At 62.1% G+C, this 26896-nt stretch carries 23 protein-coding genes; 10 read left to right on the top strand and 13 right to left on the bottom strand.

Annotation, left to right across the window (positions count from 1 at the left end; genetic code table 11):
• Positions 1-67 precede the first annotated feature (67 nt).
• Together NTD80_RS11490 and NTD80_RS11485 are read left to right on the top strand one after the other, a co-directional pair.
• On the top strand, positions 68-328 hold the full coding sequence (locus NTD80_RS11490) for an accessory factor UbiK family protein (RefSeq protein ID WP_027608312.1): 261 nt from the start codon (positions 68-70) through the stop codon (positions 326-328).
• 163 nt (positions 329-491) lie between these two features.
• A complete protein-coding gene (locus NTD80_RS11485) occupies positions 492-1988 on the top strand; it encodes a YifB family Mg chelatase-like AAA ATPase (protein ID WP_106802305.1) in 1497 nt (498 codons plus the stop codon).
• Between the two features lie 51 nt (positions 1989-2039).
• Here the strand turns inward: NTD80_RS11485 and NTD80_RS11480 are convergent, their stop codons facing one another.
• Positions 2040-4016, bottom strand: a complete 1977-nt coding sequence (locus NTD80_RS11480; RefSeq protein ID WP_262133649.1) for a methyl-accepting chemotaxis protein — start codon at positions 4014-4016, stop codon at positions 2040-2042.
• A 178-nt stretch (positions 4017-4194) separates the two neighbouring features.
• Complete coding sequence (locus tag NTD80_RS11475; RefSeq protein WP_065902450.1) at positions 4195-5115, bottom strand: LysR substrate-binding domain-containing protein; 921 nt, start codon at positions 5113-5115, stop codon at positions 4195-4197.
• Between the two features lie 152 nt (positions 5116-5267).
• On the opposite strand from NTD80_RS11475, the gene NTD80_RS11470 reads away from it, so the two are divergent.
• A complete protein-coding gene (locus tag NTD80_RS11470; RefSeq protein ID WP_262133647.1) occupies positions 5268-6671 on the top strand; it encodes a NorM family multidrug efflux MATE transporter in 1404 nt (467 codons plus the stop codon).
• A 67-nt stretch (positions 6672-6738) separates the two neighbouring features.
• On the opposite strand, the gene NTD80_RS11465 is transcribed toward NTD80_RS11470, so the two are convergent.
• Positions 6739-8403 (bottom strand): putative bifunctional diguanylate cyclase/phosphodiesterase, encoded by a 1665-nt coding sequence (locus tag NTD80_RS11465; protein WP_065902454.1) that lies wholly within the window; start codon positions 8401-8403, stop codon positions 6739-6741.
• 267 nt (positions 8404-8670) lie between these two features.
• On the opposite strand from NTD80_RS11465, the gene rep reads away from it, so the two are divergent.
• The gene (gene rep / locus NTD80_RS11460; RefSeq protein ID WP_065902456.1) at positions 8671-10680 is read left to right on the top strand and encodes a DNA helicase Rep; all 2010 of its coding nucleotides are present in this window, start codon (positions 8671-8673) and stop codon (positions 10678-10680) included.
• A 58-nt stretch (positions 10681-10738) separates the two neighbouring features.
• Positions 10739-11311: a xanthine phosphoribosyltransferase gene (locus tag NTD80_RS11455; RefSeq protein ID WP_003195447.1), complete on the top strand. Its 573-nt coding sequence runs from the start codon at positions 10739-10741 to the stop codon at positions 11309-11311.
• A gap of 57 nt (positions 11312-11368) precedes the next feature.
• Here NTD80_RS11455 and NTD80_RS11450 read toward each other — a convergent pair whose 3' ends face one another.
• The 6 genes from NTD80_RS11450 to dadA all read right to left on the bottom strand — a co-directional run bounded on the left by NTD80_RS11450 (position 11369) and on the right by dadA (position 17466).
• Positions 11369-13291 carry an acetyl-CoA hydrolase/transferase C-terminal domain-containing protein gene (locus NTD80_RS11450; RefSeq protein ID WP_262133645.1) on the bottom strand — a complete coding sequence of 641 codons (1923 nt, stop codon included), beginning with the start codon at positions 13289-13291 and terminating at the stop codon, positions 11369-11371.
• Positions 13292-13427: 136 nt separating this feature from the next.
• Positions 13428-13838, bottom strand: a complete 411-nt coding sequence (locus NTD80_RS11445) for a c-type cytochrome (protein ID WP_106802302.1) — start codon at positions 13836-13838, stop codon at positions 13428-13430.
• A gap of 182 nt (positions 13839-14020) precedes the next feature.
• On the bottom strand, positions 14021-14569 hold the full coding sequence (locus tag NTD80_RS11440) for a cupin domain-containing protein (RefSeq protein WP_003176893.1): 549 nt from the start codon (positions 14567-14569) through the stop codon (positions 14021-14023).
• 116 nt (positions 14570-14685) lie between these two features.
• Complete coding sequence (alr, locus tag NTD80_RS11435) at positions 14686-15759, bottom strand: alanine racemase (protein WP_262133643.1); 1074 nt, start codon at positions 15757-15759, stop codon at positions 14686-14688.
• 80 nt (positions 15760-15839) lie between these two features.
• Positions 15840-16193 carry a RidA family protein gene (locus NTD80_RS11430; protein WP_034110260.1) on the bottom strand — a complete coding sequence of 118 codons (354 nt, stop codon included), beginning with the start codon at positions 16191-16193 and terminating at the stop codon, positions 15840-15842.
• Positions 16165-17466: a D-amino acid dehydrogenase gene (dadA, locus tag NTD80_RS11425; RefSeq protein ID WP_262133639.1), complete on the bottom strand. Its 1302-nt coding sequence runs from the start codon at positions 17464-17466 to the stop codon at positions 16165-16167. Before dadA ends, NTD80_RS11430 begins: the two co-directional genes overlap by 29 nt.
• Positions 17467-17622: 156 nt before the next feature.
• On the opposite strand from dadA, the gene NTD80_RS11420 reads away from it, so the two are divergent.
• Positions 17623-18111, top strand: coding sequence for an Lrp/AsnC ligand binding domain-containing protein (locus NTD80_RS11420; protein ID WP_003176896.1), 489 nt, complete (start codon positions 17623-17625; stop codon positions 18109-18111).
• Between the two features lie 98 nt (positions 18112-18209).
• Here the strand turns inward: NTD80_RS11420 and NTD80_RS11415 are convergent, their stop codons facing one another.
• Positions 18210-18563: a YkgJ family cysteine cluster protein gene (locus tag NTD80_RS11415; protein WP_016975913.1), complete on the bottom strand. Its 354-nt coding sequence runs from the start codon at positions 18561-18563 to the stop codon at positions 18210-18212.
• Between the two features lie 115 nt (positions 18564-18678).
• Here NTD80_RS11415 and NTD80_RS11410 point away from each other — a divergent pair, with 115 nt between their 5' ends.
• Entirely contained in the window at positions 18679-19971 is a 1293-nt protein-coding gene (locus NTD80_RS11410; RefSeq protein ID WP_262133637.1) for an NAD(P)/FAD-dependent oxidoreductase, read from the top strand.
• On the opposite strand, the gene NTD80_RS11405 is transcribed toward NTD80_RS11410, so the two are convergent.
• The gene (locus NTD80_RS11405; protein WP_120450501.1) at positions 19972-20196 is read right to left on the bottom strand and encodes a DUF1127 domain-containing protein; all 225 of its coding nucleotides are present in this window, start codon (positions 20194-20196) and stop codon (positions 19972-19974) included.
• Between the two features lie 166 nt (positions 20197-20362).
• Between NTD80_RS11405 and NTD80_RS11400 the strand changes: the two genes are divergently transcribed.
• Complete coding sequence (locus NTD80_RS11400; protein WP_262133634.1) at positions 20363-21787, top strand: PLP-dependent aminotransferase family protein; 1425 nt, start codon at positions 20363-20365, stop codon at positions 21785-21787.
• A gap of 62 nt (positions 21788-21849) precedes the next feature.
• Positions 21850-23418 (top strand): phospholipase D family protein, encoded by a 1569-nt coding sequence (locus NTD80_RS11395; RefSeq protein WP_262133632.1) that lies wholly within the window; start codon positions 21850-21852, stop codon positions 23416-23418.
• A 60-nt stretch (positions 23419-23478) separates the two neighbouring features.
• Here NTD80_RS11395 and NTD80_RS11390 read toward each other — a convergent pair whose 3' ends face one another.
• Entirely contained in the window at positions 23479-24621 is a 1143-nt protein-coding gene (locus NTD80_RS11390; RefSeq protein ID WP_120450503.1) for an MFS transporter, read from the bottom strand.
• Positions 24622-24809: 188 nt separating this feature from the next.
• On the bottom strand, positions 24810-26303 hold the full coding sequence (locus NTD80_RS11385; RefSeq protein WP_262133631.1) for an aldehyde dehydrogenase: 1494 nt from the start codon (positions 26301-26303) through the stop codon (positions 24810-24812).
• A 230-nt stretch (positions 26304-26533) separates the two neighbouring features.
• Between NTD80_RS11385 and NTD80_RS11380 the strand changes: the two genes are divergently transcribed.
• A complete protein-coding gene (locus NTD80_RS11380; RefSeq protein ID WP_065902480.1) occupies positions 26534-26896 on the top strand; it encodes a cupin domain-containing protein in 363 nt (120 codons plus the stop codon).

The following is a 26896-nucleotide window of genomic DNA, read 5'->3' as shown; positions in this document are numbered from 1 at the left end:
GGCCGTGAAAATCACTATAGACGCTGCGTGATACACTGCCGGCCAACAGTTTTCCGGAATATTTCCCATGCTCGCGCCCAAAGATCTCCTCGATGCCCTGAGCGGCCACGCCTCTCGCCTGTTCAGCGGCGACACCCCGCTGCCCCGCAATGAAATCGAAAGCCAGTTCAAGGCTCTGCTGCAGAGCGGCTTCAGCAAACTCGACCTGGTGAGCCGCGAAGAGTTTGATAGCCAGATGGTCGTGCTGGCCCGCACACGTGCACGGTTGGAGAGCCTGGAAGCCAAAGTGGCTGAGCTGGAAGCGCGGTTGACACCCCCGGCCGAGTAACTGACGCAACGGGGTCAAAATGTGGCAGCAGGCTTGCCCGCTCCCACATTTGTTCTGCGTCGTTCTCTGGATACGTTCTGTAAAACCTCCACGCCCCGCTCTATTCCACCTCGTCTACCCTTGAAAAACCGCAGGAAGCGGCCCTCCCTTTCAAGGAACGAGCATGTCCCTCGCCATTGTCCACAGCCGCGCCCAAATTGGCGTCGAAGCCCCTGCCGTCACCGTCGAAGTGCATATGGCCAATGGGTTGCCGTCCCTGACTCTGGTGGGTCTACCGGAAACCGCAGTCAAGGAAAGCAAGGACCGTGTACGCAGTGCCATTCTCAATTCAGCACTGAAATACCCCGACCGCCGGATCACCCTCAACCTCGCACCCGCCGACCTGCCCAAGGACGGCGGGCGTTTTGATCTGGCGATTGCCTTGGGGATCCTGGCGGCCAGCGTGCAGGTGCCGGCGCTGACCCTGGATAACGTGGAATGCCTGGGCGAACTGGCACTGTCCGGCGCGGTGCGAGCGGTGAAAGGCGTGCTGCCCGCGGCGCTGGCAGCACGCAAGGCCGGACGCACCGTGATAGTGCCTCGGGCGAATGCAGAGGAAGCGTGCCTGGCGTCCGGGCTGACGGTCATTGCAGTCGACCATTTGCTCCAAGTGGTGGCACACCTGAATGGGCATGCGCCGATTGAGCCCTACAAGTCCGATGGACTGCTGTACCTGAACAAGCCGTACCCGGACCTGAGCGAAGTGCAAGGCCAGTCAATGGCCAAGCGTGCACTGCTGGTTGCCGCTGCAGGCGCGCACAACCTGTTGCTGAGCGGGCCGCCCGGCACCGGCAAGACCTTGCTCGCCAGCCGCCTGCCTGGGTTATTGCCCCCGCTGAGCGAACAGGAAGCCCTGGAAGTGGCAGCGATTCAGTCAGTGGTCAGCCTCGCGCCGCTGAGCCATTGGCCGCACCGGCCGTTTCGTCAGCCGCACCACTCTGCATCAGGCCCCGCATTGGTGGGTGGCGGCTCGAAGCCGCAGCCCGGGGAGATCACCTTGGCCCATCACGGGGTGTTGTTCCTGGATGAGTTGCCGGAGTTTGATCGCAAGGTCCTGGAGGTGCTGCGCGAGCCCCTTGAATCAGGGCATATCGTGATTTCTCGCGCCCGCGACCGGGTGAGTTTTCCGGCGCGCTTTCAACTGGTGGCGGCGATGAACCCCTGCCCCTGCGGTTACATGGGCGATCCCAGCGGGCGCTGTCGGTGCACACCGGAGCAGATTCAGCGCTATCGCAACAAACTCTCCGGGCCGCTGCTGGACCGGATCGACTTGCACGTCACCGTCGCCCGGGAGACCACCGCGCTGAACCCGGCCCTGCAGGATGGCGATAACACGGCGAAGGCATCGGCGCAGGTTGCCGAATCCCGGGAGCGTCAGCTGAAGCGCCAGGGCTGCGCCAATGCCTTCCTGGATCTACCGGGGCTGCGCAAGCATTGCACGCTGGCAAAGGTCGACGAAAGCTGGCTGGAGACCGCTTGCGAGCGACTGACATTGTCGCTGCGCGCGGCGCACCGGCTGCTCAAGGTAGCGCGCACGCTGGCGGACCTGGAACAAGCAGACACTATCGCTCGCCATCACCTGCAAGAGGCGCTGCAATATCGTCCGGCAGCGATCACCTGAGCCTTGTGAGCATCAGCAGGGCCTGGGCGGGAAGTGTGCGCCAATCCAGTTTCAGCGAAACCGATCCACCTCATGCCGCAAGCTCGCTGCCAGCGTCTCCAACTCCTTGGCCGTAATCGCCAGGTTCGACACCACTTCACGCTGCTCGCTGTTGGCCAGCGCAATGCTTTGCAAGTTGCTGCTGAGCAAGGTCGCGGTGCTGCTCTGCTCCTGGGTGGCGGTGGTGATCGCGGCAAACTGCTGGCCGGCCGAGCGGCTCTGCTCGTCGATCCGCGCCAGGGCCGAGGCCACGTCGGCGTTGCGCGACAGGCCTTCCTGCATCAACACATTGCCGTGCTCCATGGTGCTGATGGCATTGCCGGTTTCCTGCTGGATGCTCTGGATCATCCCGGAAATCTCATCAGTGGCCTGGCGGGTACGCGACGCCAGGTTGCGCACTTCGTCGGCGACCACGGCAAACCCGCGGCCCTGTTCACCGGCCCGCGCGGCTTCGATGGCGGCGTTGAGCGCCAGCAGGTTGGTCTGTTCGGCGATCGAGGTAATCACGCCGACGATCCCGCCGATTTCCTGGGAGCGCTGGCCAAGGGTGTTGATCACCGTGGCGGTGCTGTTCAGCGCAGTGGCGATGTGCTCAAGAGACGACGACGCCTCTTGCATCGAGGTACGGCCAATACGAGTCTGCTGCGCATTTTCCTGCGCCAGGCGCTCGGTATTGCCCATGTTGTCGGCGATGTTCAGCGAGGTGGCGCTGAACTCTTCCACCGCGCCGGCCATGCTGGTGATTTCGCCCGACTGTTGCTCCATGCCCTCATAAGCTCCGCCGGACAAACCGGACAAGGCCTGGGCACGGCTATTAACTTCTTCGGCTGCGCTGCGAATGTGCGAAACCATGGTCGACAGCGCCTCGCCCATCTGGTTGAAGCTGCGTGCCAACTGGCCGATTTCGTCATGGCTGGACACGTTCAAGCGTGCACTCAAATCACCGGCACCCAAGGCCTCGGCCTGACTCACCAGATCACTCAACGGCTGCAGTTTGCTGCGCAACAGCCACACCGCCGCGCCGACCGCGAACAGCATCGCCAGCACGCTGCCGATCACCAGGCGGATACCCACGGCCCAGGTGACTTCGCGGATCTCAGCCTTGGGCATGCTCGCGACCACCGACCACGGGCCGCCTTCGAAGGGCACCGAGACGCTGTAAAAGTCTTCGTTCTTGTCGCTCCAGAAACGGCCCTCGCCCGGCTTATTCGCCAGGTCGAGCATCACCGGGATTGCCTGATCCAGTGCCTGCACACCAGCGGGCGGCACCAGCCAGCGCTTCTGTTCGTCCAGCAACGCAAGGGAGCCGGTCTTGCCGATGCGGAAGCGCTTGAGGTTTTCGAATTGGGCATTCTGCGCGTCGGTGTAGTCGAAGCCGACAAACAGCACCGCGATCACCTTGCCGGCCGCGTCGCGCACCGGTGTGTACTGGGTCATGTAGGAACGTTCGAACAGCACCGCACGGCCCACATAACTCTGCCCGGCAAGCAGGCGCTGATACGCCGGGTGCTGATGATCCAGCACCGTGCCGATGGCGCGACTGCCATCCTGCTTGGTCAAGGACGTGCTGACACGAATGAAGTCTTCGCCACTGCGCACAAATACCGTGGCCACGCCGCCGGAGGTGTCCTTGAATTCATCGACCTCATCGAAATCGTTGTTCAACACGTCATTGCCCAGGTACAGGCCTGGCGTCTGCATCCCGGCGACGGTAACCGGTTGATCCGCATGCACGCTCAACCCGGCGCCGAAGCGCTTTTCAAACAGCCCGCTCAAGCGCTGGGTACTTTCGCGCAAGGTGCTGTGGAAGGTGTTGAGTTGATCGGCGAGCAGCCGCGCCTCGCTGGCCAGGTGCTCTTCGCGGGTGTCGAGGTTGGCGGAGTCCAGGGAACGCAAGGCGAATACCGTACTACCGCTGATGACAACAGCCAGTATCACGGCTAATGCGAGGCCTAACTGTGAGGCAATCCGGGCGCGAGGTTGAGACATGACGGCTCCTGGCCGAGGCCAGGATCATCCTGATCTCATAGCGCTGCTCGGCAAATTATCTAATGGGAAGCGTTGGTGCACGATGGTTCCAACACACCTACTTCGGCGGACGCGGGAAATACTTGAGCGAATCACAGGGGTATCTCGCAAACGGTTGCGCACCCGTGCCTTGGGCCACTCAATCGAGGCGCTCGACCGGCGGTAAAACCATCGCCCGCACTTCTCCCTGTAGGAAGTCTGCCAGCCGGCGTAAACGCTCGCCGCCGGGGCGGGTCTTCGGCCACACCAGGTAATAATTTTCACCACTGGCCACGGCGGTCGGCCACGGCAGGCTCAACCGCCCTTGGGCCACGTCCTCAGCCACCATCAGCAAGTCGCCCATCGACACGCCGTAGCCTCGCGCGGCAGCGATCATGCCCAGCTCGAGGGTATCGAACACCTGCCCGCCCTTGAGCGACACCTGGGATGACAACCCCATGCGCTCCAGCCAATTGCGCCAATCGCGCCGGTCCGGCGTCGGGTGCAGCAACTCGGCGGTGGCCAGCCGGGCGGCATCCCAGGGCCCATCCGCCAACAGGTTCGGGGCGCCGACGGGGATCAACAGTTCAGGAAACAGGTAGCTGGCCTCCCAGTCCGCCGGAAAATGCCCGTAGCTCAGCAGCACCGCGCAGTCGAAGGGCTCCTGGTTGAAGTCCACCTCGTCCACGCTCATCCAGGCACTGGTCAATTGCACTTCGTTGCCCGGCTGTAACGCCCGAAAACGGCTGAGTCGTGCGAGCAGCCAACGCATGGTCAGGGTCGACGGCGCCTTCATGCGCAGGATGTCATCTTCGGCGTTCAGGGTATGGCAGGCACGTTCGAGCGCGGCGAAGCCCTCGCGCACCCCAGGCAACAACAGGCGCGCGGCTTCGGTGAGCTGCAGGTTGCGGCCGCTGCGCTGGAACAGCCGGCAGGCGAAGTGCTCTTCGAGGGTGCGGATATGTCGGCTGACCGCACTTTGGGTAATCGACAGCTCCTCGGCCGCACGGGTGAAGGAGTTGTGTCGGGAAGCGGCCTCAAAGGCACGCAACGCGTAAAGCGGAGGAAGACGACGAGACATAGGGAAAGCTCCGACAGCGCAATGCCAAAACCCTACCAGAATCAAACAGGCATGAGTTTTAATCATGCAAGCGATCGCATTTATCCCTTTGTGCAATGCGCTGAGAGCGCCGAGAATCAACCCTCCCCCAACCCTCTGACTTTTTGAGCGTGATGATCATGCAGCATCCGGCACGTACCGAACTCTGGGCCATTCTGCGGCTGTCAGGGCCGTTGATTGCCTCACAGTTGGCGCACATGCTGATGGTGCTGACCGACACCCTGATGATGGCGCGCCTGAGCCCCGAGGCCCTGGCCGGTGGTGGCCTGGGGGCGGCGAGCTATTCATTTGTGTCGATTTTTTGCATCGGCGTGATTGCCGCCGTGGGCACCCTGGTCGCCATCCGCCACGGCGCGGGCGATATCGAAGGCGCCACCCGCCTGACCCAGGCCGGGCTATGGCTCGCGTGGCTGATGGCCCTGGCGGCCGGTTTGCTGCTGTGGAACCTCAAGCCGCTGTTGCTGATGTTTGGCCAGACCGAAACCAACGTGCACGCCGCAGGGCAGTTCCTGACGATCCTGCCGTTCGCGTTGCCGGGCTTCTTGAGCTTCATGGCCTTGCGCGGTTTCACCAGCGCGATTGGCAAGGCGAAGCCAGTGATGGTCATCAGCCTCGGCGGCGCGGTGGCCAACTACCTGCTCAACCACGCATTGATCGAAGGCATGTTCGGCCTGCCGAAACTGGGCCTGATGGGCATCGGCCTGGTCACGGCCCTCGTCGCCAATGGCATGGCGTTGGCGTTGATGGTCTACATCCACCGCAATCGCACCTATGCCGCCTACCCGCTGAGCACCGGCCTGCTGCGCCTCAACACCCAGTACCTGCGGGAATTGTGGCGCCTCGGCCTGCCGATTGGGGGCACCTATGCGGTGGAAGTCGGGCTGTTTGCCTTCGCCGCACTGTGCATGGGCACGATGGGCAGCACACAGCTGGCCGCGCACCAGGTGGCGTTGCAAATTGTCTCGGTGGCTTTCATGGTGCCGGCGGGGATGTCCTACGCGGTGACCATGCGTATCGGCCAACATTACGGCGCCGGGCAGTTGCTGCATGCACGCCTGGCCGGTCGCGTCGGCATCGGATTTGGCGCAGCGGTGATGTTGGGATTCGCCGCGGTGCTGTGGCTGTTTTCCGTTCCACTGATCGGACTGTTGATCGACCCCAACGACCCGGCGTTCCACGACGTGATCGTTCTGGCCGTCAGCCTGCTGGCCGTGGCCGCGTGGTTTGAACTGTTCGACGGCGTGCAAACCATTGCCATGGGCTGCATTCGCGGACTGAAAGACGCCAAGACCACCTTCCTGATCGGCGCGGGTTGCTATTGGTTGATCGGCGCTCCGTCGGCCTGGCTGATGGCCTTTACCCTGGGCTGGGGGCCGACCGGTGTGTGGTGGGGGCTGGCGCTGGGCCTCGCATGTGCGGCGCTCAGCCTGACCTGGGCGTTTGAGGCGAAGATGAAGCGCATGATTCGGCAGGAGCCGCAGACCTACAGCTCCCTGCAGGCTGTCCAGGCGGACTGAAGGCTGCATGGATCAATGTAGGAACTGGCAAGCCAGCTCCTACCGTTGGTGGGGTTCGAGACTCGATTCAGCCGAGCAAGGCCTGCTGGCCTTTGCCGAAGGTCAGGTACTCCACAAGCTCCGGCAACGGCAGCGGTTTGCTGATCAGGTAACCCTGGGCCTGGTCGCAGCCGAACAAGCGCAGCAGCGCCAGTTGCTCAGGGGTTTCCACGCCTTCAGCCACCACTTCCAGGTTGAGGTTGTGCGCCAGGTTGATCATCGCGTGCACCAGCTTGCGGTTCTCTTCGCGCTCTTCCATGCCGCCGACAAAGCTTTTGTCGATCTTCAGCAAGGCGATCGGCAGGCTGTTGAGGTGCACGAAGGATGAGAAACCGGTGCCGAAATCATCCAGGGAAAACCGCACGCCCAAGCGGCCGAGGGCGTCCATGGTCTGCTTGACCAGATCACTGCGGCGCATCACGGCGGTTTCGGTGAGTTCGAATTCCAGCCACTGCGCTTCCACTCCGCGCTCACTGATCAGCCGGCTGAGGGTTGAGAGCAACTGACTGTCCTGGAACTGGCGAAATGACAGATTGACCGCCATGTGCAACGGCGGCAGGCCGCGTTCACGCAGGTCCTGCATGTCACGCAGGGCCCGGGAAATCACCCAGTAACCCAGTGGCACAATCAACCCGCTCTGCTCGGCGAGCGGTACGAACTCGCTGGGCGGCAACAGGCCGCGCTCGCCGTGGCGCCAGCGCACCAAGGCTTCGAGGCCGACGATATGGCCGTCGTCCAGGTCCAGGCGCGGCTGGTAGTGCAGCTCCAACTCGTCGCGGCGCAAGGCGCGACGCAGCTCGGTTTCCAGGTCGGCCAGGCTGCGCGCGTTGCGGTTGATGCGTTCGTTGAAGATATGAAAGGTGCAGCCCTGGGTGCTCTTGGCTTGTTGCATGGCGATATGCGCGTGCCACATCAGCGGGTCTGCACCGGCGCGTGCGCGGGCATGCGCGACGCCCAGGCTGCAGCCGATCAGCAGGCTTTCGCCATCCACCCAGTAAGGTTCGGCCATCACTTCGGTGATGCGCTCGGCCATCCACTCGGCACGCTGGGGTGCGCGGCGGGTGTCGATCAGCAGGGCGAATTCATCGCTGCCAAGACGCGCGAGCTGGTCGCCCGCCTCGAGCTGGCTCTTGAGCCGCGAGACCACTTGCAGGATCAGGCGGTCACCGGCCTGGTGGCCGAGGGCGTCGTTGGCATGGCGAAAATTATCGAGGTCCAGGTGACCGAGGGCCAGGCCGCGACCTTCATTCTCGGCCAGCCGCGCAGCCAGCAGGGTCTGGAAGCCCTGGCGATTGGCGATACCGGTCAGCGGGTCCTGTTCGGCCAGGCGCTGCAGGGTATTTTCCAGCAAGCCGCGCTCGCGAACGTGGCGCAGGCAGCGGCGCAAGGTGTCGGCGTCCAATACCGCACGAACCAGCCAGTCACTGACGCCCAGGGGCGAAACCAGGGGCTCCTGCTCCAGCAACAGCACGCACGGCAGGCTGCAACGGCCAGGGCCGGGTTGCAGGCTGGGCGTGGTCAATAGAACGGCGCTGTGATCGTCATCGAACAGACGACTCACGGACTCCCAGTTTGGTGCGCTGATCAGCACAGCCCCATCGCCCATCGGCGCCAGGCACTCGCGCAACAACGCTGCCCACGCTGGCTCATCGGCCAGTAGCAGCAAACGCAAGGGTTCGACAGGCGTAGACAAGCTAGCTCCCTAGACTCTGCAAAATTTCGTTGGCGGCGGGCATTATGACGTGCGGCCTGATAATCACCAATGATAGGGGTTATCAAATACGCCATCTGTAAAGGTTAGTGGCAGCTAATCACAAAAAGCCTCAGACATCCTGCGGCAAAGTATCAAAACCGGCAAATTTAGATCGAGTGGTACGTCACACTGTCGTTCTGACAGAGCAGAATCCTGCCAGCCTGTTAAAATGCCCGCCCTTTTGAACAACGACTCCCTGAACTCTGTATGTCCCGACTCAATCCCCGGCAGCAAGAAGCCGTGAACTACGTCGGCGGCCCTCTATTGGTGCTCGCCGGCGCAGGCTCCGGCAAGACCAGCGTGATCACCCGCAAGATCGCGCACCTGATCCAGCAGTGCGGCATCCGCGCCCAGTACATCGTCGCCATGACCTTTACCAACAAGGCGGCGCGGGAAATGAAAGAGCGTGTCGGCACCCTGCTCAAGGGTGGCGAAGGCCGTGGCCTCACCGTGTGTACCTTCCACAACCTGGGACTGAACATCATCCGCAAGGAGCATGTGCGGCTGGGCTACAAGCCGGGCTTCTCGATCTTCGACGAGACCGACGTCAAGGCCCTGATGACCGACATCATGCAGAAGGAATACGCGGGCGACGACGGCGTCGACGAGATCAAGAACATGATCGGCGCCTGGAAAAACGACCTGATCCTGCCCGCCGAAGCCCTGGAAGCCGCGCGCAACCCCAAGGAGCAGACCGCCGCCATTGTCTATACCCACTACCAGCGCACGCTCAAGGCGTTCAACGCGGTGGACTTCGACGACCTGATCCTGCTGCCGGTGAAGCTGTTCCAGGAGCACGCCGACATTCTCGAAAAGTGGCAGAACAAGGTGCGTTACCTGCTGGTGGACGAATACCAGGACACCAACGCCAGCCAATACCTGCTGGTGAAGCTGCTGATCGGCACGCGCAACCAGTTCACCGTGGTCGGCGACGATGACCAGTCGATCTACGCCTGGCGCGGCGCCCGCCCGGAAAACCTGATGCTGCTCAAGGACGACTACCCGTCCCTGAAAGTGGTGATGCTGGAGCAGAACTACCGCTCCACCAGCCGCATCCTGCGCTGCGCCAACGTGCTGATCTCGAACAACCCCCACGAGTTTGAAAAACAACTGTGGAGCGAGATGGGTCATGGCGACGAGATCCGCGTGATCCGCTGCCGCAACGAAGACGCCGAAGCCGAGCGCGTGGCCGTCGAGATCCTCAGCCTGCACCTGCGCACCGACCGGCCGTACAGCGACTTCGCGATCCTGTATCGCGGCAACTACCAGGCCAAGCTGATCGAGCTGAAGCTGCAGCACCACCAGGTGCCGTATCGCCTGTCAGGCGGCAACAGCTTCTTCGGACGCCAGGAAGTGAAGGACCTGATGGCCTACTTCCGGCTGATCGTGAACCCGGACGACGACAACGCCTTCCTGCGGGTGATCAACGTCCCACGCCGGGAAATCGGTTCGACTACCCTGGAAAAGCTCGGCAACTACGCCACCGAACGCAAGATTTCGATGTACGCCGCCACCGATGAAATCGGCCTGGGCGAACACTTGGACTCGCGTTTCACCGATCGCCTGTCGCGCTTCAAGCGCTTCATGGACAAGGTGCGCGAGCAGTGCGCCGGCGAAGACCCGATCAGCGCGCTGCGCAGCATGGTCATGGACATCGACTATGAGAACTGGCTGCGCACCAACAGCTCCAGCGACAAGGCTGCGGATTACCGCATGGGCAACGTCTGGTTCTTGATCGAGGCGCTGAAGAACACCCTGGAAAAAGACGAAGACGGCGAGATGACCGTCGAAGACGCCATCGGCAAACTGGTGCTGCGCGACATGCTCGAACGCCAGCAGGAAGAAGAAGACGGCGCCGAAGGTGTGCAGATGATGACCTTGCATGCGTCCAAGGGCCTGGAATTCCCCTACGTGTTCATCATGGGCATGGAAGAGGAAATCCTCCCGCACCGCTCCAGCATCGAAGCCGACACCATCGAGGAAGAACGGCGCCTGGCCTACGTGGGCATTACCCGCGCGCGTCAGACGTTGGCCTTCACCTTTGCCGCCAAGCGCAAGCAATACGGCGAAATTATCGATTGTGCCCCCAGCCGGTTCCTCGATGAGCTGCCACCGGACGACCTGGCCTGGGAAGGCAATGACGACACCCCGACCGAGGTGAAGGCCGTTCGCGGCAACACCGCCCTGGCGGATATACGCGCGATGTTAAAGCGCTAGAATCGACTACTTTTTAATCTACTTTCGGCGCACAACGCGCCATTAGAGGAAGCTTTCCGTGGAAGCACTGCACAAGAAAATTCGCGAAGAAGGCATCGTGCTTTCCGATCAGGTACTCAAGGTCGACGCCTTTCTGAACCACCAGATCGACCCGGCGCTGATGAAACTGATCGGCGACGAATTCGCCGCGCTGTTCAAGGACTCGGGCATCACCAAGATCGTCACCATCGAAGCCTCCGGCATCGCCCCGGCGATCATGACCGGCCTGAACCTCGGCGTACCGGTGATCTTCGCGCGCAAGCAGCAATCGCTGACCTTGACCGAAAACCTGCTGTCGGCGACGGTGTATTCCTTCACCAAGAAAACCGAAAGCACCGTCGCGATCTCGCCGCGTCACCTCACCAGCAGCGACCGCGTGCTGGTGATCGATGACTTCCTGGCCAACGGCAAGGCGTCCCAGGCGCTGATTTCGATCATCAAGCAAGCCGGCGCCACTGTGGCCGGCTTGGGGATTGTGATCGAGAAGTCGTTCCAGGGCGGCCGTGCGGAGCTGGATGCGCAGGGATACCGAGTGGAATCCCTGGCACGGGTCAAATCCCTCGCCGGTGGTGTGGTCACCTTCATCGAATAATCGCAAAACCCTGTAGGAGCCGGCTTGCCGGCTCCTACAGTAGGTTTGTGGCGGGTTTTAATGCGCGGTGGCTTGTAGGCCGGCCAGCAGCAAGCGCTGATACAAATCTTCTTTCAGCCCCTCCGGCTTATCCAGGCGCATCCGCTGCAGATGCTTGGGAAACGCCTCCGGCTCCGGCGCATCCAACGCCGCCTTGCCCAGCTCCAGGATCTCCGTCAGCTTGAATTTGCTCTTGAGCCAATTCAATGCCCGCAGCAGGTCCCGCTCCTCGTCCGTGAAGTCACTGCCCAGCGGATATTCCGGAAACAGCCGACGATGCCGTGCCTGGATGCCCTTGAGGCGCTCCGGCGTGTTATCGCTGAAACGCGGGTCCAGCTCGAAATCCTTGGGCAACTTGCCGGCCTTTTGCGCCTGCTCGATCAAGTCAGCCTGGAAACGTGAGTCAGTGATGTTGAGCAAGGCCTCGATCACCTTGGCATCGGTCTGACCGCGCAGGTCGGCAATGCCGTACTCCGTAATGACGATATCGCGCAGGTGCCGCGGAATCGTGCAGTGGCCATACTCCCAGACGATATTCGAACTGACCTCCCCCGCCGACTCGCGCCAGCTGCGCAGGATCAGGATCGAACGCGCGCCTTCCAGCGCATGCCCCTGGGCCACGAAGTTGTACTGCCCGCCGACGCCGCTGAGCACGCGGCCATCTTCCAACTGGTCCGCCACCCCGGCGCCGAGCAACGTCACCATGATCGCGCTGTTGATAAACCGCGCGTCCTGGCGCTGCAGGCGCTTGAGGTCTTCCTGGCCATACAGCTCGTTGATGTAGCTGATGCGGGTCATGTTGAATTCCAGGCGCTTGGCGTGGGTCATTTCCTGCAGGCGCTGGTAAAAACTGCGCGGCCCGAGGAAGAAACCGCCATGGATCGACACACCGTCGGGCTGCGCGGCATCATCGATCAGGCCGGCATTCGCCTGCTCCTGGGTCGCCACGTCCGGGTACACCTTGCGCCGCACGATCCCCGCGTCTGCCAACACCAGCAAGCCGTTGACGAACATTTCGCTGCAGCCATAAAGGCCACGGGCGAACGGGTCGACACCGCCTTCGTGGCTGATCAGGGGCGCCCACTGGTACACATCCAGATCCGTCAGCAGCAAGCGGTAGGACTCGTTGTCGGCCTGGCGCGCCAACAGCGCAGCTGTCAGCGCATCGCCCATCGAGCCGATGCCGATCTGCAAGGTGCCACCATCACGTACCAGGGTGCTCGCATGCAGGCCGATAAAGTGATCCTGGAACCCCACCGGCATGTTCGGCGTGGAGAACAGCGTGGTGTTGTCCTTTTCGTCGAGCAGGTAGTCAAATTCATCCATGCCCAGCTCGGCATCACCGGGCATGTAGGGCAAATCGCTGTGAACCTGACCGACCACCAGGATGGTTTCCCCGGCGGCGCGGCGCTTGGCGATCATCGGCAACAGGTCGAGGGTGATATCGGGGTTGCAGCTCAGGCTCAGGCGATCAGGGTGTTCGGCGCTGCTCGCCACCAGTTGCGCCACCAGGTTCAGGCCGGCGGCGTTGATGTCGCGGGCCGCATGGCTGTAGTTGCTGCTGACGTAATCCTCCTGAGCCGAGGTGCTGTGAAGCAGGCTGCCGGGCTGCATGAAGAACTGCTGCACGTGGATATTTTTTGGAAGGCTGTCCTTCTGCAGGTCGGCGAGGAAGTCCAACTCGGGGTAATCGCCAAACACGCGTTCGATGAAGGGTTCGAGAAAACGCTTCTGCAGGCCGTCGCCCAAGGTCGGACGGCCCAGGCTCAACGCGGTGTAGATCGTCAGCGCCCGGTCCGGTAACTTGGCGATGCGCCGGTACAAGGCATTGGCAAACAGGTTCGGCTTGCCCAGCCCAAGGGGCATGCCCATGTGGATATGCGCCGGCAAGCGCGCCAGTACGTCGTCAACTGCTTGCTCGATTGAACACAACTGCACCATCCGACCCTCCTGAACATTCCATGATTAGGGGTTGGACAGAGAGTGGCGGGTCTTTGCTGCAAAGACCAGACTCGAAACACAAATTGCAGGCACAAAAAAGCCGCTCGTAAGCGGCATTTTTGCCGAAGATCGGCGGTTACAGGCCGGACATCTTCTTGATCGCGCCCTTCAGATCATCATCCGTGCAATCCGCGCAGGTGCCTTTAGGCGGCATGGCGTTGATGCCGGTGATGGCCTTGGCCAGGATGCCATCAAGGCCGCCCTGGTGATCGGCACGTTCTTTCCAGGCCGCGGTGTCGCCAATCTTCGGCGCGCCCAACAGGCCGGTGCCGTGGCAGGCGTTACAGTGCTTGGCAATGATGTCGTCCGGCGTCTTCGCAGCGCCTCCGCCAGCGGTTACCGCCACTTCCATCCCTTTGCATTCCTGGCCCTGGACGCAGACTTGGCCGACCGGCTCCAGGCGTTTGGCAATTTCATCATTGGTCGCAGCTTGAGCGCTGACAGCCCATAGGGCCAGTACGGTTGCTGGTGCAGCCAGCATTTTCATAATTAGGTTCACGCGTTCACCCTCAATGGTGGCTATTCACGCCTGCGGCCACGGTTTCGCAGGCGGCGAAAGTATAACGGTTAGCCCGTCTGGCCGAAACAACCCTATTAAATAAAGGGAGATTAAGCCTCACGGAATACTGCCACGGGAACCTCTGCAACGCTGGCAGGGCGCCTCTATTGTTAAAAGTTCGCGGGTGTGGCTGCGCTGATTAGTCGCGCCGGCACGTCGAACGGGTTGCGAAAACGATGCGGCTTGGTGCTTTCAAAGTAGTAGCTATCGCCGGCTTCGAGCACAAAAGTTTCAAGACCGACCACCAGTTCCAGGCGACCTTCCACCAGAATCCCGGTTTCTTCGCCTTCGTGGGTGAGCATTTCTTCGCCTGTGTCGGCGCCCGGCGGGTAGATTTCATTGAGAAAGGCAATGGCCCGGCTCGGGTGTGCGCGGCCGACCAGTTTCATGGTGACGGCGCCGTCAGAGATGTCGATCAGCTCATTGGCTTTATAGACGATCTGCGTCGGTATTTCCTGGAGGATCTCCTCGGAAAAGAACTCGACCATCGACATGGGGATGCCGCCCAGCACCTTGCGCAAGGAGCTGATCGAGGGGCTGACACTGTTTTTTTCGATCATCGAAATGGTGCTGTTGGTGACACCCGCGCGCTTGGCGAGCTCACGCTGGGAAAGACCCTTCAGTTTACGGATGGATTGCAGTCGTTCGCCGACGTCCAATGCAGGTGCCTCCTAGGATTCAGGCTTTGTTGTAGTTGAGCGTTATCATGGCGACAGCGTTCAGTATTTACAACACTTGGGCCTAAATCCCGGGCAGCGGTGTTCGTAGCGTGCGATCAAGTGCCGGAATAGAGCCTTGGCACCCGACGCAGGTTGCAGAAGATCTGGTAGGGAATGGTCTCAGCGGCGGTCGCGATATCACTCGCGAGGATGTTTTTACCCCACAACTCCACCGTGGAACCCAGGCCCGCTTGAGGCACGTCGGTGAGGTCGATGCACAGCATGTCCATGGACACGCGCCCCAGCAACTGACTGCGCTGCCCTGCCACCAGCACCGGCGTACCGGTCGGCGCATGACGCGGGTAGCCATCGGCGTAACCCATGGCGACCACGCCGATGCGCATCGGTTTTGGCGTGATGAACTTGGCGCCATAGCCCACCGGCTCGCCAGCCGGCAGCTCGCGCACGCAGATGACTTTGGATTCCAGGGTCATTACCGGCTGCAAACGCGCGGCGATGGCCTGGTCTTCGCCAAACGGCGTCGCGCCGTAGAGCATGATGCCCGGGCGTACCCAATCGCTGGAGACATTCGGCCAGCCCATCACCGCCGGCGAATTGCGCAGGCTGACCTCGGCCGACAAGCCCTGGCGCGCCGCGTCGAACACCGCCACCTGTTCATTGCTGCGCACACAATCGAGTTCATCGGCGCGGGCGAAGTGGCTCATCAATACAATCTTGGCCACTTTGCCGCTGGCCAGCAGCCGCTGGTAGGCCTCGTGGTAATCCTTGGGATGCAGGCCGACGCGGTGCATGCCCGAATCCAGCTTGAGCCACACGGTGAGCGGCTTGCTCAACACGGCCTGTTCGATCGCCTCCAATTGCCACAGCGAATGCACCACGCACCAGAAATCGTGCTCGATGATCAGCGGCAACTCGTCGGCTTCAAAAAAACCTTCGAGCAGCAACACCGGCGCACGAATGCCGCCAGCGCGCAGCTCCAATGCCTCCTCGATGCACGCCACGGCAAACCCATCCGCCTCGGCTTCCAACGCCTGGGCAACGCGAACGGCGCCATGGCCATAGGCATCCGCCTTGACCACGGCGAGGGCTTTTGCCCCGGTCACTTCACGGGCCAATTGGTAGTTGTGGCGCAGGGCTTCAAGGTCGATCAGGGCACGGGCAGGACGCATGGCGGCAGGCTTCTAGGCGGCAGAGTGAAGAAAAAACCGGCACCGACCAACCACTTCGGCACCGGGAGAGGGATCGTTGTTTAAGGCAGCGCGGCCACGACGGACAGCTCGACCAGGATTTGCGGCTCGCACAGCTTCGCCTCGACCGTGGCACGGGCCGGAGCGACGCCTTTGGGCAGCCACTTGTCCCATACCGCATTCATGCCGGCGAAATCGGCGTCGATGTCCTTCAGGTAAATCGTCACCGACAGCAGCTTGGTCTTGTCGGTACCGGCCAGGTCGAGCAGCCGCTCGATATTGGCCAGGGTTTCACGGGTCTGCTGTTCAATCCCGGCATTCATGTCGTCGCCGACTTGCCCGGCCAGATACACGGTACCGCTGTGAACGACGATCTGGCTCATGCGCTCATTGGTGAGCTGGCGCTGGATTGACATGTTTTGCGGACTCCTGGTGGTTGCCATAACGGGAAATATCGAGACCTTCGGCGCTGATTTGCGGTGTTTTCTTCGCCATCAAATCAGCCAGCAAACGACCGGAGCCACAGGCCATGGTCCAGCCGAGGGTGCCGTGGCCGGTATTCAGGAACAGGTTCTTGAACGGGGTGGCACCGACAATCGGCGTGCCGTCGGGGGTGGTCGGGCGCAGGCCGGTCCAGAATGTGGCTTCGGTCAAATCGCCGCCCTGAGGATAAAGGTCGTTGACGATCATCTCCAGGGTTTCGCGCCGACGCGGGTTAAGCGACAGGTCAAAACCGGCTATTTCAGCCATGCCGCCGACGCGAATGCGGTTGTCGAAACGGGTGATCGCGACCTTGTAGGTCTCGTCGAGAATGGTCGACGTCGGGGCCATCGCCGGATTGATGATCGGCACGGTCAGCGAGTAACCCTTGAGCGGGTACACCGGGGCCTTGATCCCCAACGGCTTGAGCAACTTCGGCGAGTAGCTGCCCAGCGCCAGCACGTAGCGGTCGGCCGTTTCCAGCTTGCCGTCGATCCAGACGCCGTTGATGCGGTCGCCGGCGTAGTCGAGGCGCTGGATGTCCTGTTCAAAACGGAACTCCACACCCAACTGCTTGCACATGTCGGCCAAGCGCGTCGTGAACATCTGGCAGTCGCCAGTCTGGTCGTTCGGCAGGCGCAGGGCACCGGCGAGGATATCGGTGACGCTGGCCAGGGCGGGTTCAACGCGGGCAATGCCGGCGCGATCGAGCAGTTCGAACGGAACGCCGGACTCCTTGAGGACCGCGATGTCCTTGGCAGCCCCATCCAACTGGGCCTGGGTGCGGAACAGCTGGGTAGTCCCCAGGCTGCGGCCTTCGTAGGCAATGCCGGTCTCGGCGCGCAATTCGTCGAGGCAGTCGCGGCTGTACTCGGACAGGCGGACCATGCGCTCTTTGTTCACCGCATAACGGCTGGCGGTGCAATTGCGCAGCATCTGCGCCATCCACAGGTATTGATCGATATCGGCGGTGGCCTTGATGGCCAGGGGCGCGTGGCGCTGCAGCAACCACTTGATGGCCTTGAGCGGCACGCCCGGCGCGGCCCATGGCGACGCATAACCTGGGGACACCTGGCCGGCGTTGGCGAAACTGGTCTCCATGGCCGCGGCGGGCTGGCGGTCGACGACAACCACCTCGAAACCGGCCCGAGCCAAATAGTAGGCACTGGTCACACCAATGACGCCGCTACCCAAGACCAGAACGCGCATTTTTATATCCTCATCACGGGCTTAGCCGCTGACGTGTGTTATTCGAGCAATGATGGGCGCAGTATAAAAAGCAATCGCCAGTGCATTTCACTATATAAATGCCTATATTTGGCGACAATTCTCGGCAAAAACCCTTTTCACAGAGGCGTATCCCCTATGCGTACCAACACCCAGACCAAGCGGGAGCTGGACAAGATCGACCGCAATATCCTGCGCATCTTGCAGACCGATGGGCGTATTTCGTTCACGGAGCTGGGAGAAAAGGTCGGGCTGTCGACCACGCCGTGCACCGAGCGGGTCCGTCGGCTGGAGCGTGAAGGGATCATCATGGGCTACAACGCACGGCTCAATCCGCAGCACTTGAAGGGGAGTTTGCTGGTATTTGTCGAGATCAGCCTGGATTACAAGTCCGGCGATACCTTTGAAGAGTTCCGCCGCGCCGTGCTGAAACTGCCCCACGTGCTGGAATGCCACCTGGTGTCAGGCGACTTCGACTACCTGGTGAAGGCGCGGATTTCCGAGATGGCCTCGTACCGCAAATTGCTCGGCGATATCCTGCTCAAGCTGCCCCACGTGCGGGAGTCGAAGAGCTATATCGTGATGGAAGAGGTGAAAGAGAGCCTGAACCTGCCGATCCCGGACTGACCTCACAGCGCAGATCACTGTAGGCGCCGGCTTGCCGGCGCTAGCGATTTTACCGTCGATATCTTCATCGGCAGGCCTGCGTCTACCGCTTGAGCGGGTTACACCAGCACCTGCCGGGTGCTCGCCATGTATTCGTGAATCTGCTTCTCGACCCGCGGGTGAATCAGCTCCACCGGCCGCCGCCCATTCGGGCATGGCAAGGTCTTCGTCGTGCCGAACAGGCGACAGATCAGCGGGCGCTCGTCATACACGGTGCAGCCATTGGGGCCCAGGTGCACACAGTTCAGCTCATCCATGGCCGCGTCCTGCTCGGCGGCAGTCTTGCGTGGCAGGCGCGACATTTCCTCGGGCGAAGTCGTCACCGGCCCACAGCAATCATGGCAACCGGGGACACACTCGAACGAAGGAATCTGTCGACGCAGCGCGCTGATTTTCTGACTGTTGCAACTCATCGAAACACGTACCGAACGGCGAATAGGCGTGGATTCTGACGCAAAACGCTCTGCGCAGACAGCTTCGTCCGACCGCTGTATCCTGCGTCAAATTTTCCAAACAGGGATGCTCCCGATGACTGCCAGCGCCCGGCACACCAATTCCTACTACGCCGCCAGCAGCGTGCCGCAGCCCGATTACCCGGTGTTGACGGGTGATGTGCGCGCCGATGTGTGCGTGGTCGGCGGTGGTTTCTCCGGGCTCAACACCGCCTTGGAGCTGGCCGAGCGCGGCTTCAGCGTGGTGTTGCTGGAAGCGCGCAAGATCGCCTGGGGCGCCAGTGGGCGCAATGGCGGCCAGCTGATTCGCGGCGTCGGCCACGGCCTGGAGCAATTCACCCCGATCATCGGCAGCGACGGCGTGCGACAGATAAAGCTGATGGGCCTGGAAGCCGTGGAGATCGTGCGTGAACGCGTCGAGCGCTACCAGATCCCCTGCGACCTGACCTGGGGCTACTGCGACCTGGCCAACAAACCGCGGGACCTGCAAGGCCTCGCCGAAGACGCCGAAGAACTGCGCAGCCTGGGCTATCGCCATGAGGTGCGCCTGCTGCAAGCCAGCGAAATGGGCAGTGTGATCGGCTCCCAACGCTACGTGGGCGGCATGATCGACATGGGCTCCGGCCATCTGCACCCGTTGAACCTGGCGCTGGGTGAAGCCGCCGCCGCGCAGCAATTGGGCGTGAAGCTGTTCGAACAGTCCGAAGTCACGCGCATCGACTACGGCCCTGAAGTCAACGTACACACCGCCCACGGCAATGTACGCGCCAAGACCCTGGTACTGGCCTGCAATGCCTACCTCAATGGCCTCAACCCCCACTTGAGCGGCAAAGTGTTGCCCGCCGGCAGCTACATCATCGCCACGGAGCCGTTGAGCGAAGCCCAGGCCGCCGAGCTGTTGCCACAGAACATGGCGGTGTGCGACCAACGCGTGACGGTGGATTACTTCCGCCTGTCCGCCGACCGTCGCCTGCTGTTCGGCGGTGCCTGCCACTATTCCGGACGCGATCCCAAGGATATCGGCGCCTATATGCGGCCGAAGATGTTGCAAGTGTTCCCCCAGCTGGCCGAGGCGAACATCGATTACCAGTGGGGCGGCATGATCGGTATCGGCGCCAACCGCCTGCCGCAGATCGGCCGGCTCGCCGATCAACCCAATGTGTATTACGCCCAGGCCTATGCGGGCCACGGCCTCAACGCCACGCACCTGGCGGGCAAGCTATTGGCCGAGGCCATCAGCGGCCAGCAACAGGGGCGTTTCGATCTGTTCGCCCAGGTGCCGCACATCACCTTCCCCGGCGGCAAGCACTTGCGCTCGCCGCTGCTGGCGCTGGGCATGCTCTGGCATCGCTTCAAAGAGCTGCTCTGATCAATCCCGCCAGAACGGTTTCAACCCCTCCTGGCGCGCCTGTTCAGCAGACAATCCGACATCACGCAATTGCTCGCGGGTCAGGTGCAGCAAGGCCTTGCGCGTGTGGCGGCGGTGCCAGAACAGACTCCAGCGACTGATATCGCGCGGCGCCGTCGCCCGCTCCTGCCCTGCCTGCAATTCCTGACTGTGTAACATCAGTCGCACATCGCTCATGCCGTTCATTGTCTTGCCCCTCAATTGCCTGTTGCCATGAGTGACTAGAATGGGTGAGCGGGCAAAACCATTACAGATTCAACCAACTTTTATTAAATCCATACAGACACTGCCTATGCGCGGCTGAATCCTGTATTTTCCCCGTATCTGTACTGGTCTCCCGGGAGCGACCGCCATGACGCTTTACATCAATCTCGCCGAACTGCTGGGCACGCGCATCGAGCAAGGCTTCTATCGCCCCGGTGATCGACTTCCCTCCGTGCGGGCCTTGAGCGTCGAACATGGGGTCAGCCTTAGCACCGTGCAGCAGGCGTATCGGATGCTCGAAGACAACGGTCTGGCCATGCCCAAGCCCAAGTCCGGCTACTTTGTACCGGTCAGCCGTGAGCTGCCGGCCTTGCCCGAGATCGGTCGCCCGGCCCAACGGCCGGTGGAGATTTCCCAGTGGGACCAGGTGCTCGAGCTGATTCGCGCAGTACCGCGCAAAGATGTCATACAGATGGGTCGCGGCATGCCGGATGTATTGTCGCCCACCCTGAAGCCGCTGCTGCGCAGCCTTGCACGCGTCAGCCGGCGCCAGGATCTGCCAGGGCTGTATTACGACAACATCCTTGGCTGTATGGAGCTGCGCGCGCAGATTGCACGGCTGTCATTGGATTCCGGTTGCCAACTCACCGCCGAAGACATCGTGATCACCACCGGCTGCCATGAAGCGCTGTCGGCCAGCATCCACGCGATCTGCGAGCCGGGCGACATCGTCGCAGTGGACTCGCCGAGCTTTCACGGCGCCATGCAGACCCTCAAGGGCCTGGGCATGAAAGCCCTGGAAATCCCCACCGACCCGCTCACCGGGATCAGCCTCGAAGCCCTGGAACTGGCGCTGGAGCAGTGGCCGATCAAGGTCATCCAGCTGACCCCCAACTGCAACAACCCGCTCGGCTACATCATGCCCGAGGTGCGCAAACGGGCGTTGCTGACCCTGGCCCAGCGTTTCGACGTGGCCATCATCGAAGATGATGTGTATGGCGAACTGGCCTACAGCTACCCGCGCCCGCGCACCATCAAATCCTTCGACGAAGACGGCCGCGTGCTGCTGTGCAGCTCGTTCTCGAAAACCCTCGCGCCGGGCCTGCGCATTGGCTGGGTCGCGCCGGGACGCTACCTCGAGCGGGTGCTGCACATGAAATACATCAGCACCGGCTCCACCGCCACCCAGCCGCAGATTGCGATTGCAGAGTTTCTCAAGGGCGGCCATTTCGAACCGCATTTGCGGCGGATGCGCACCCAATACCAGCGCAATCGCGACTTGATGCTTGATTGGGTCAGCCGTTATTTCCCGGCAGGTACCCGCGCCAGCCGCCCGCAAGGCAGTTTCATGCTGTGGGTCGAGCTGCCGGAAGGCTTCGATACCTTGAAGCTCAACCGCGTCCTGATGGAACAAGGTGTACAGGTGGCGGTAGGCAGTATCTTTTCTGCGTCCGGCAAGTACCGCAATTGCCTGCGCATGAACTACGCTGCCAAGCCAACCCCGCAGATCGAAGAAGCGGTACGCAAGGTCGGTGCCGCCGCAATCAAGATGCTGGCCGAGGTTGCAGACTGACCTTTCACCGAAAATAGCCGTCATATACCCACAACCGCCCTGACCTGGAAGCAGTGCCCTTGATGATTCGACGGCTTTTACCGTTTTTACTGCTGGGCGCATTGACGCTGGGCGGCTGCGCAACCATCGATTCCCCACGCATCCCCAGCGATGCCCTGCCCGCTGAGCAGTCTTCCTTCGGTCGCTCGATCCAGGCCCAGGCGGCGCCCTATCAAGGTCGCTCCGGCTTTCGCCTGCTGCCCAACAGCAGCGAAGCGTTCATGGCCCGCGCTGAGCTGATCCGCAATGCCCAGACCAGCCTCGACCTGCAGTACTACATCGTCCACGACGGCATCAGCACGCGGATGCTCGTGGATGAACTGCTCAAGGCCGCCGACCGTGGCGTGCGCGTGCGCATCCTGCTCGACGACACCACCAGCGACGGTCTCGACCAGATCATCGCCACCCTCGCCGCTCATCCCAAGATCGAGATCCGCCTGTTCAACCCCCTGCACCTGGGGCGCAGCACCGGCGTGACGCGGGCCATGGGGCGACTGTTCAACCTGTCGCTGCAACACCGGCGCATGCACAACAAACTGTGGCTGGCAGATAACAGCGTGGCCATCGTTGGCGGGCGCAACCTGGGCGATGAGTATTTCGATGCCGAGCCCAACCTGAACTTCACCGACATCGACATGCTCAGCGTCGGGCCGGTGGCCGAGCAACTCGGCCACAGCTTCGACCAGTACTGGAACAGCGCGCTGAGCAAGCCCATCGACGACTTTGTCGCCAACACGCCGTCCAAAGGCGACCTGGCCGCTGCCCGTGTACGCCTGCAAGACTCCCTGGCCGAGTCGCGCCAGCAGAATCACGCGCTGTACAACCGCTTGCGCACCTACCAGACCCAACCGCGCATGGACACTTGGCGCCGCGAGCTGATCTGGGCCTGGAACCAGGCGCTGTGGGACGCACCGAGCAAGGTATTGGCCAAAGCCGATCCGGACCCGCGATTGCTGCTCACCACACAGCTGGCGCCGGAACTTGAGGGCGTCAATCACGAGCTGATGATGATTTCGGCGTACTTCGTGCCGGGGCAACCGGGCCTGGTGTACCTGACCGGGCGCGCCGACGCCGGTGTGTCGGTGAGCCTGCTCACCAACTCCCTGGAAGCCACCGACGTGCCCGCCGTGCATGGCGGCTACGCGCCCTACCGCAAGGCGCTGCTGGAGCATGGGGTGAAACTCTATGAACTGCGCCGCCAACCGGGCGACCCCAGCGCAGGCAGTGGGCCGCACCTGTTCCGACGCGGCACCTTTCGCGGCTCGGACTCCAGCCTGCACAGCAAGGCGATGATCTTCGATCGCGCGAAATCGTTTATCGGCTCGTTCAATTTCGACCCGCGCTCAGTGCTGTGGAACACCGAAGTCGGCGTGCTGGTCGACAGCCCCGAACTGGCGGAACACGTGCGCAACCTGGCGCTGCAAGGCATGGCCCCAGCCTTGAGCTATGAGGCGAAACTGCAGGACGGCAACGTGGTGTGGGTGACCGAAGATAACGGCCAGTTACACACAATCACCGAAGAACCCGGCAGTTGGTGGCGTCGCTTCAATGCCTGGTTCGCCACCTCGGTGGGGCTGGAACGCATGCTCTAAAACGACACAAATCAACTGTGGGCGCTGGCAAGCCAGCGCCTACGGTGAATGCATTTCAAGTCAGGCCGGTTGTGCGGCGCCGAATGCGCCTTGACGCAGCAACAGCACAACCAGGCCCAGCGAGCCCGCCGCCATCAGCAACGGCAGTGCATGCCCGCTGATCCACTGGCTGCCGGCACCGGCCACCAGAGGGCCGATCAGGCATCCGATCCCCCACAGCTGCGCCACGTGGGCATTGGCGCGCACCAGCGCGTCATCGCGGTAGCGCTCGCCGATCAGGATCAGCGACAGCGTGAACAACCCACCGGCACTCGCCCCGAACAGCACCCACACCGGCCAGATCAGCGGCGTGTGCATCAACAGCGGAATCGCCAGGCTCGAGACCAGCAACAGCAGCGCACAACCCAGGAACAGCGTGCGCCGTGGCAGGTAATCGGCCAACGCGCCGATGGGCAACTGCAGCAACGCATCGCCGACCACCACTGTGCTGACCATCGCCAGGGCAATCTCGGCAGTGAAGCCCTGTTGCAGGCAATACACCGGCAGCAGGGTGAGAATCATCGCCTCGAAGGCGGCGAACAGTGCCACCGCCCAGGCAATCGCCGGCAGGCTCAGGCAGAAGCGCCACAGGTCGCCGAAGGTCACGCTGAACGACTCGGCAGTCGGCGCGCCGGAGCGCCCCAGCAACAGCAACGGTGCGACCATCAACAAGCCGACGCCGACCCAGAAACCGTAGTCATGGTCTGTGCCAATCAGGCCCAGCAGCAACGGCCCCGACAGCTGGCTCAAGGCGTAGCTGCAGCCATACAGGGCCACCAGGCGGCCGCGCCACTGCTCCACCACCAACTGGTTGATCCAGCTTTCACCGAGAATGAACACGATGGTCAGGATCACCCCGATCATCAGGCGCAGCACCAGCCACACCGGATAGCTGGGCAGTATCGCCAGCAAGCCGATAGACACCGCGCCGGCCCACAGGCACAGGCGCATGAGGTTGGCGGTGCCCAGCCACGCGGCCAGCCGGCTGGAGACTTTCGCACCCAGCAGCACGCCGAAGGCCGGCATCGCCGCCATCACGCCGATGGCAAAACTGCCATAGCCCCAGCCCTCCAGGCGCAGCGATACCAACGGCATGCTCACGCCCAGCGCCAGGCCGACGCTGAGCACCGAGGCCAGCACGGCGAAGTAAGTCGCCCAACGCATGTCCACGCTCCTGTGGATAATTTTCGAGTTCACACAAAACAGCGTGGGAGCGGGCTTATGTGGGAGCCGGGCTCGCCCGCGATGCAGGCACCTCGGTTTTTCAGTTGCACCGAGGTGATGCTATCGCCGGCAAGCCAGCTCCTACACAAGCCGGCTCCCACATTTGGCCGGCGGTGTTGCCTACAGGCTTACAGCTTGATCCAGGTCGCCTTCAGCTCGGTGTACTTGTCGAACGCGTGCAGCGACTTGTCGCGACCATTGCCCGACTGCTTGAAGCCACCAAACGGCGCAGTCATGTCGCCGCCATCGTACTGGTTGACCCACACACTACCGGCGCGCAGGGCTTTGGCAGTCAGGTGCGCCTTGGAGATATCCGCCGTCCACACCGCTGCGGCCAGGCCGTATTGGGTGTCGTTGGCGATGGCGATCGCCTCTTCAGCGCTGTCGAAGGTGATCACCGAGAGCACCGGGCCGAAAATTTCTTCCTGGGCGATCTTCATAGCGTTGGTCACACCGTCGAAAATCGTCGGCTCGACGTAGGTGCCGCCGGTCTCTTCCAGGGTGCGCTTGCCGCCCGCCACCAGCTTGGCGCCGTCAGCATGGCCAGCTTCGATGTACGAGAGCACGGTGTTCATCTGCTGGGTGTCCACCAATGCGCCGACGTTGGTCGCCGGGTCCAGCGGATTGCCCGGCTTCCAGCCTTTGAGGGCCTCGATCACCAGCGGCAGGAATTTATCCTTGATGGAGCGCTCGACGAGCAGGCGCGAACCCGCAGTGCAGACTTCGCCCTGGTTGAAGGCGATCGCCCCGGCGGCGGATTCGGCGGCGGCTTGCAGGTCCGGCGCATCGGCAAACACGATGTTCGGGCTCTTGCCACCGGCTTCCAGCCACACGCGCTTCATGTTCGACTCGCCGGAGCGGATCAACAGCTGCTTGGCGATCTTGGTGGAACCGGTGAACACCAGGGTGTCGACGTCCATGTGCAGCGCCAGCGCGTTGCCCACGGTATGGCCGTAGCCCGGCAGCACGTTGAAAACGCCTTTCGGGATACCGGCTTCAACAGCCAGGGCCGCGATGCGAATGGCGGTCAGCGGGGATTTTTCAGACGGCTTGAGGATGACCGAGTTACCGGTGGACAGCGCCGGGCCGAGTTTCCAGCAGGCCATCATCAGCGGGAAGTTCCACGGCACGATGGCACCGACAACACCCACTGGCTCGCGGGTCACCAGGCCCAGTTGATCGTGTGGGGTGGCGGCGACTTCGTCGTAGATCTTGTCGATCGCCTCGCCGCTCCAGCTCAGCGCGTTGGCAGCGCCGGGCACGTCGATGCCGAGGGAGTCACTGATGGGCTTGCCCATGTCGAGGGTTTCGAGCAGCGCCAACTCTTCGGCATTGTCCTTGAGCAGCGCGGCGAAACGAATCATCGTGGCTTTGCGCTTGGCCGGCGCAAGGCGCGACCACACACCGGAATTGAAGGTGGCGCGGGCATTTTCTACCGCACGCTGGGCGTCGGCGACGTCACAGCTGGCAACGGTGGCCAGCAGGCGACCATCGACCGGGCTGATGCATTCGAAGGTGTCGCCGGAAGCGGCGGCGGTGTATTCGCCGTTGATGTAGGCGCGACCTTCGATCTTCAGATCCTTGGCGCGTTGTTCCCAGTCGGCACGGGTCAGGGTGGTCATGCGAGTGTCCTCCTCTTATTGAATACAAGGGCCAGGTGATGTCCCCCGGCAGCCTCAAAGAATTCTTGCCCGGCCAGCCTGCTGTTCGGCTCAAGGCGGCTACCACCCTAAACCAGCGGCTGGGGATGTTTCAATATATTTGACATAACGCCGGTAAACACCCTTGCGATGTTCATTTTAATAAACATAGACTTTGGGCTCTCCAACCGCAGGCCAGACGGGACACGCACATGAGCATCCAGGACATCGTCGACTTCAGCCAGGCCAACACCGCCCCAGACCGCTACCGCCCCGCCGCGGAAAAAATCCTCAAGGGCGACCCCGAGCAAACGATCTACAACCACTACAACAGTCCATGCGGCCAGATGAGTGCCGGGGTTTGGGAAGGTGAAGTCGGGCAATGGAAGGTCAATTACACCGAGCACGAGTACTGCGAGATCGTGCAGGGTGTTTCCGTGCTGCGCGATGCCGAGGGCAACGCCAAGACCTTGCGCGCCGGCGACCGATTCGTGATCCCCGCCGGCTTCAGCGGCACCTGGGAAGTGCTGGAGCCGTGCCGCAAGATCTACGTGGTGTTCGAGCAGAAAGCCTGA

It is taken from the genome of Pseudomonas sp. 13B_2.1_Bac1 (assembly GCF_025466155.1).
Taxonomy (GTDB): domain Bacteria; phylum Pseudomonadota; class Gammaproteobacteria; order Pseudomonadales; family Pseudomonadaceae; genus Aquipseudomonas; species Aquipseudomonas aylmerensis.
Note: the sequence above shows the minus strand (reverse complement) of the source record. Positions and strands in the feature narration are given on the sequence as shown.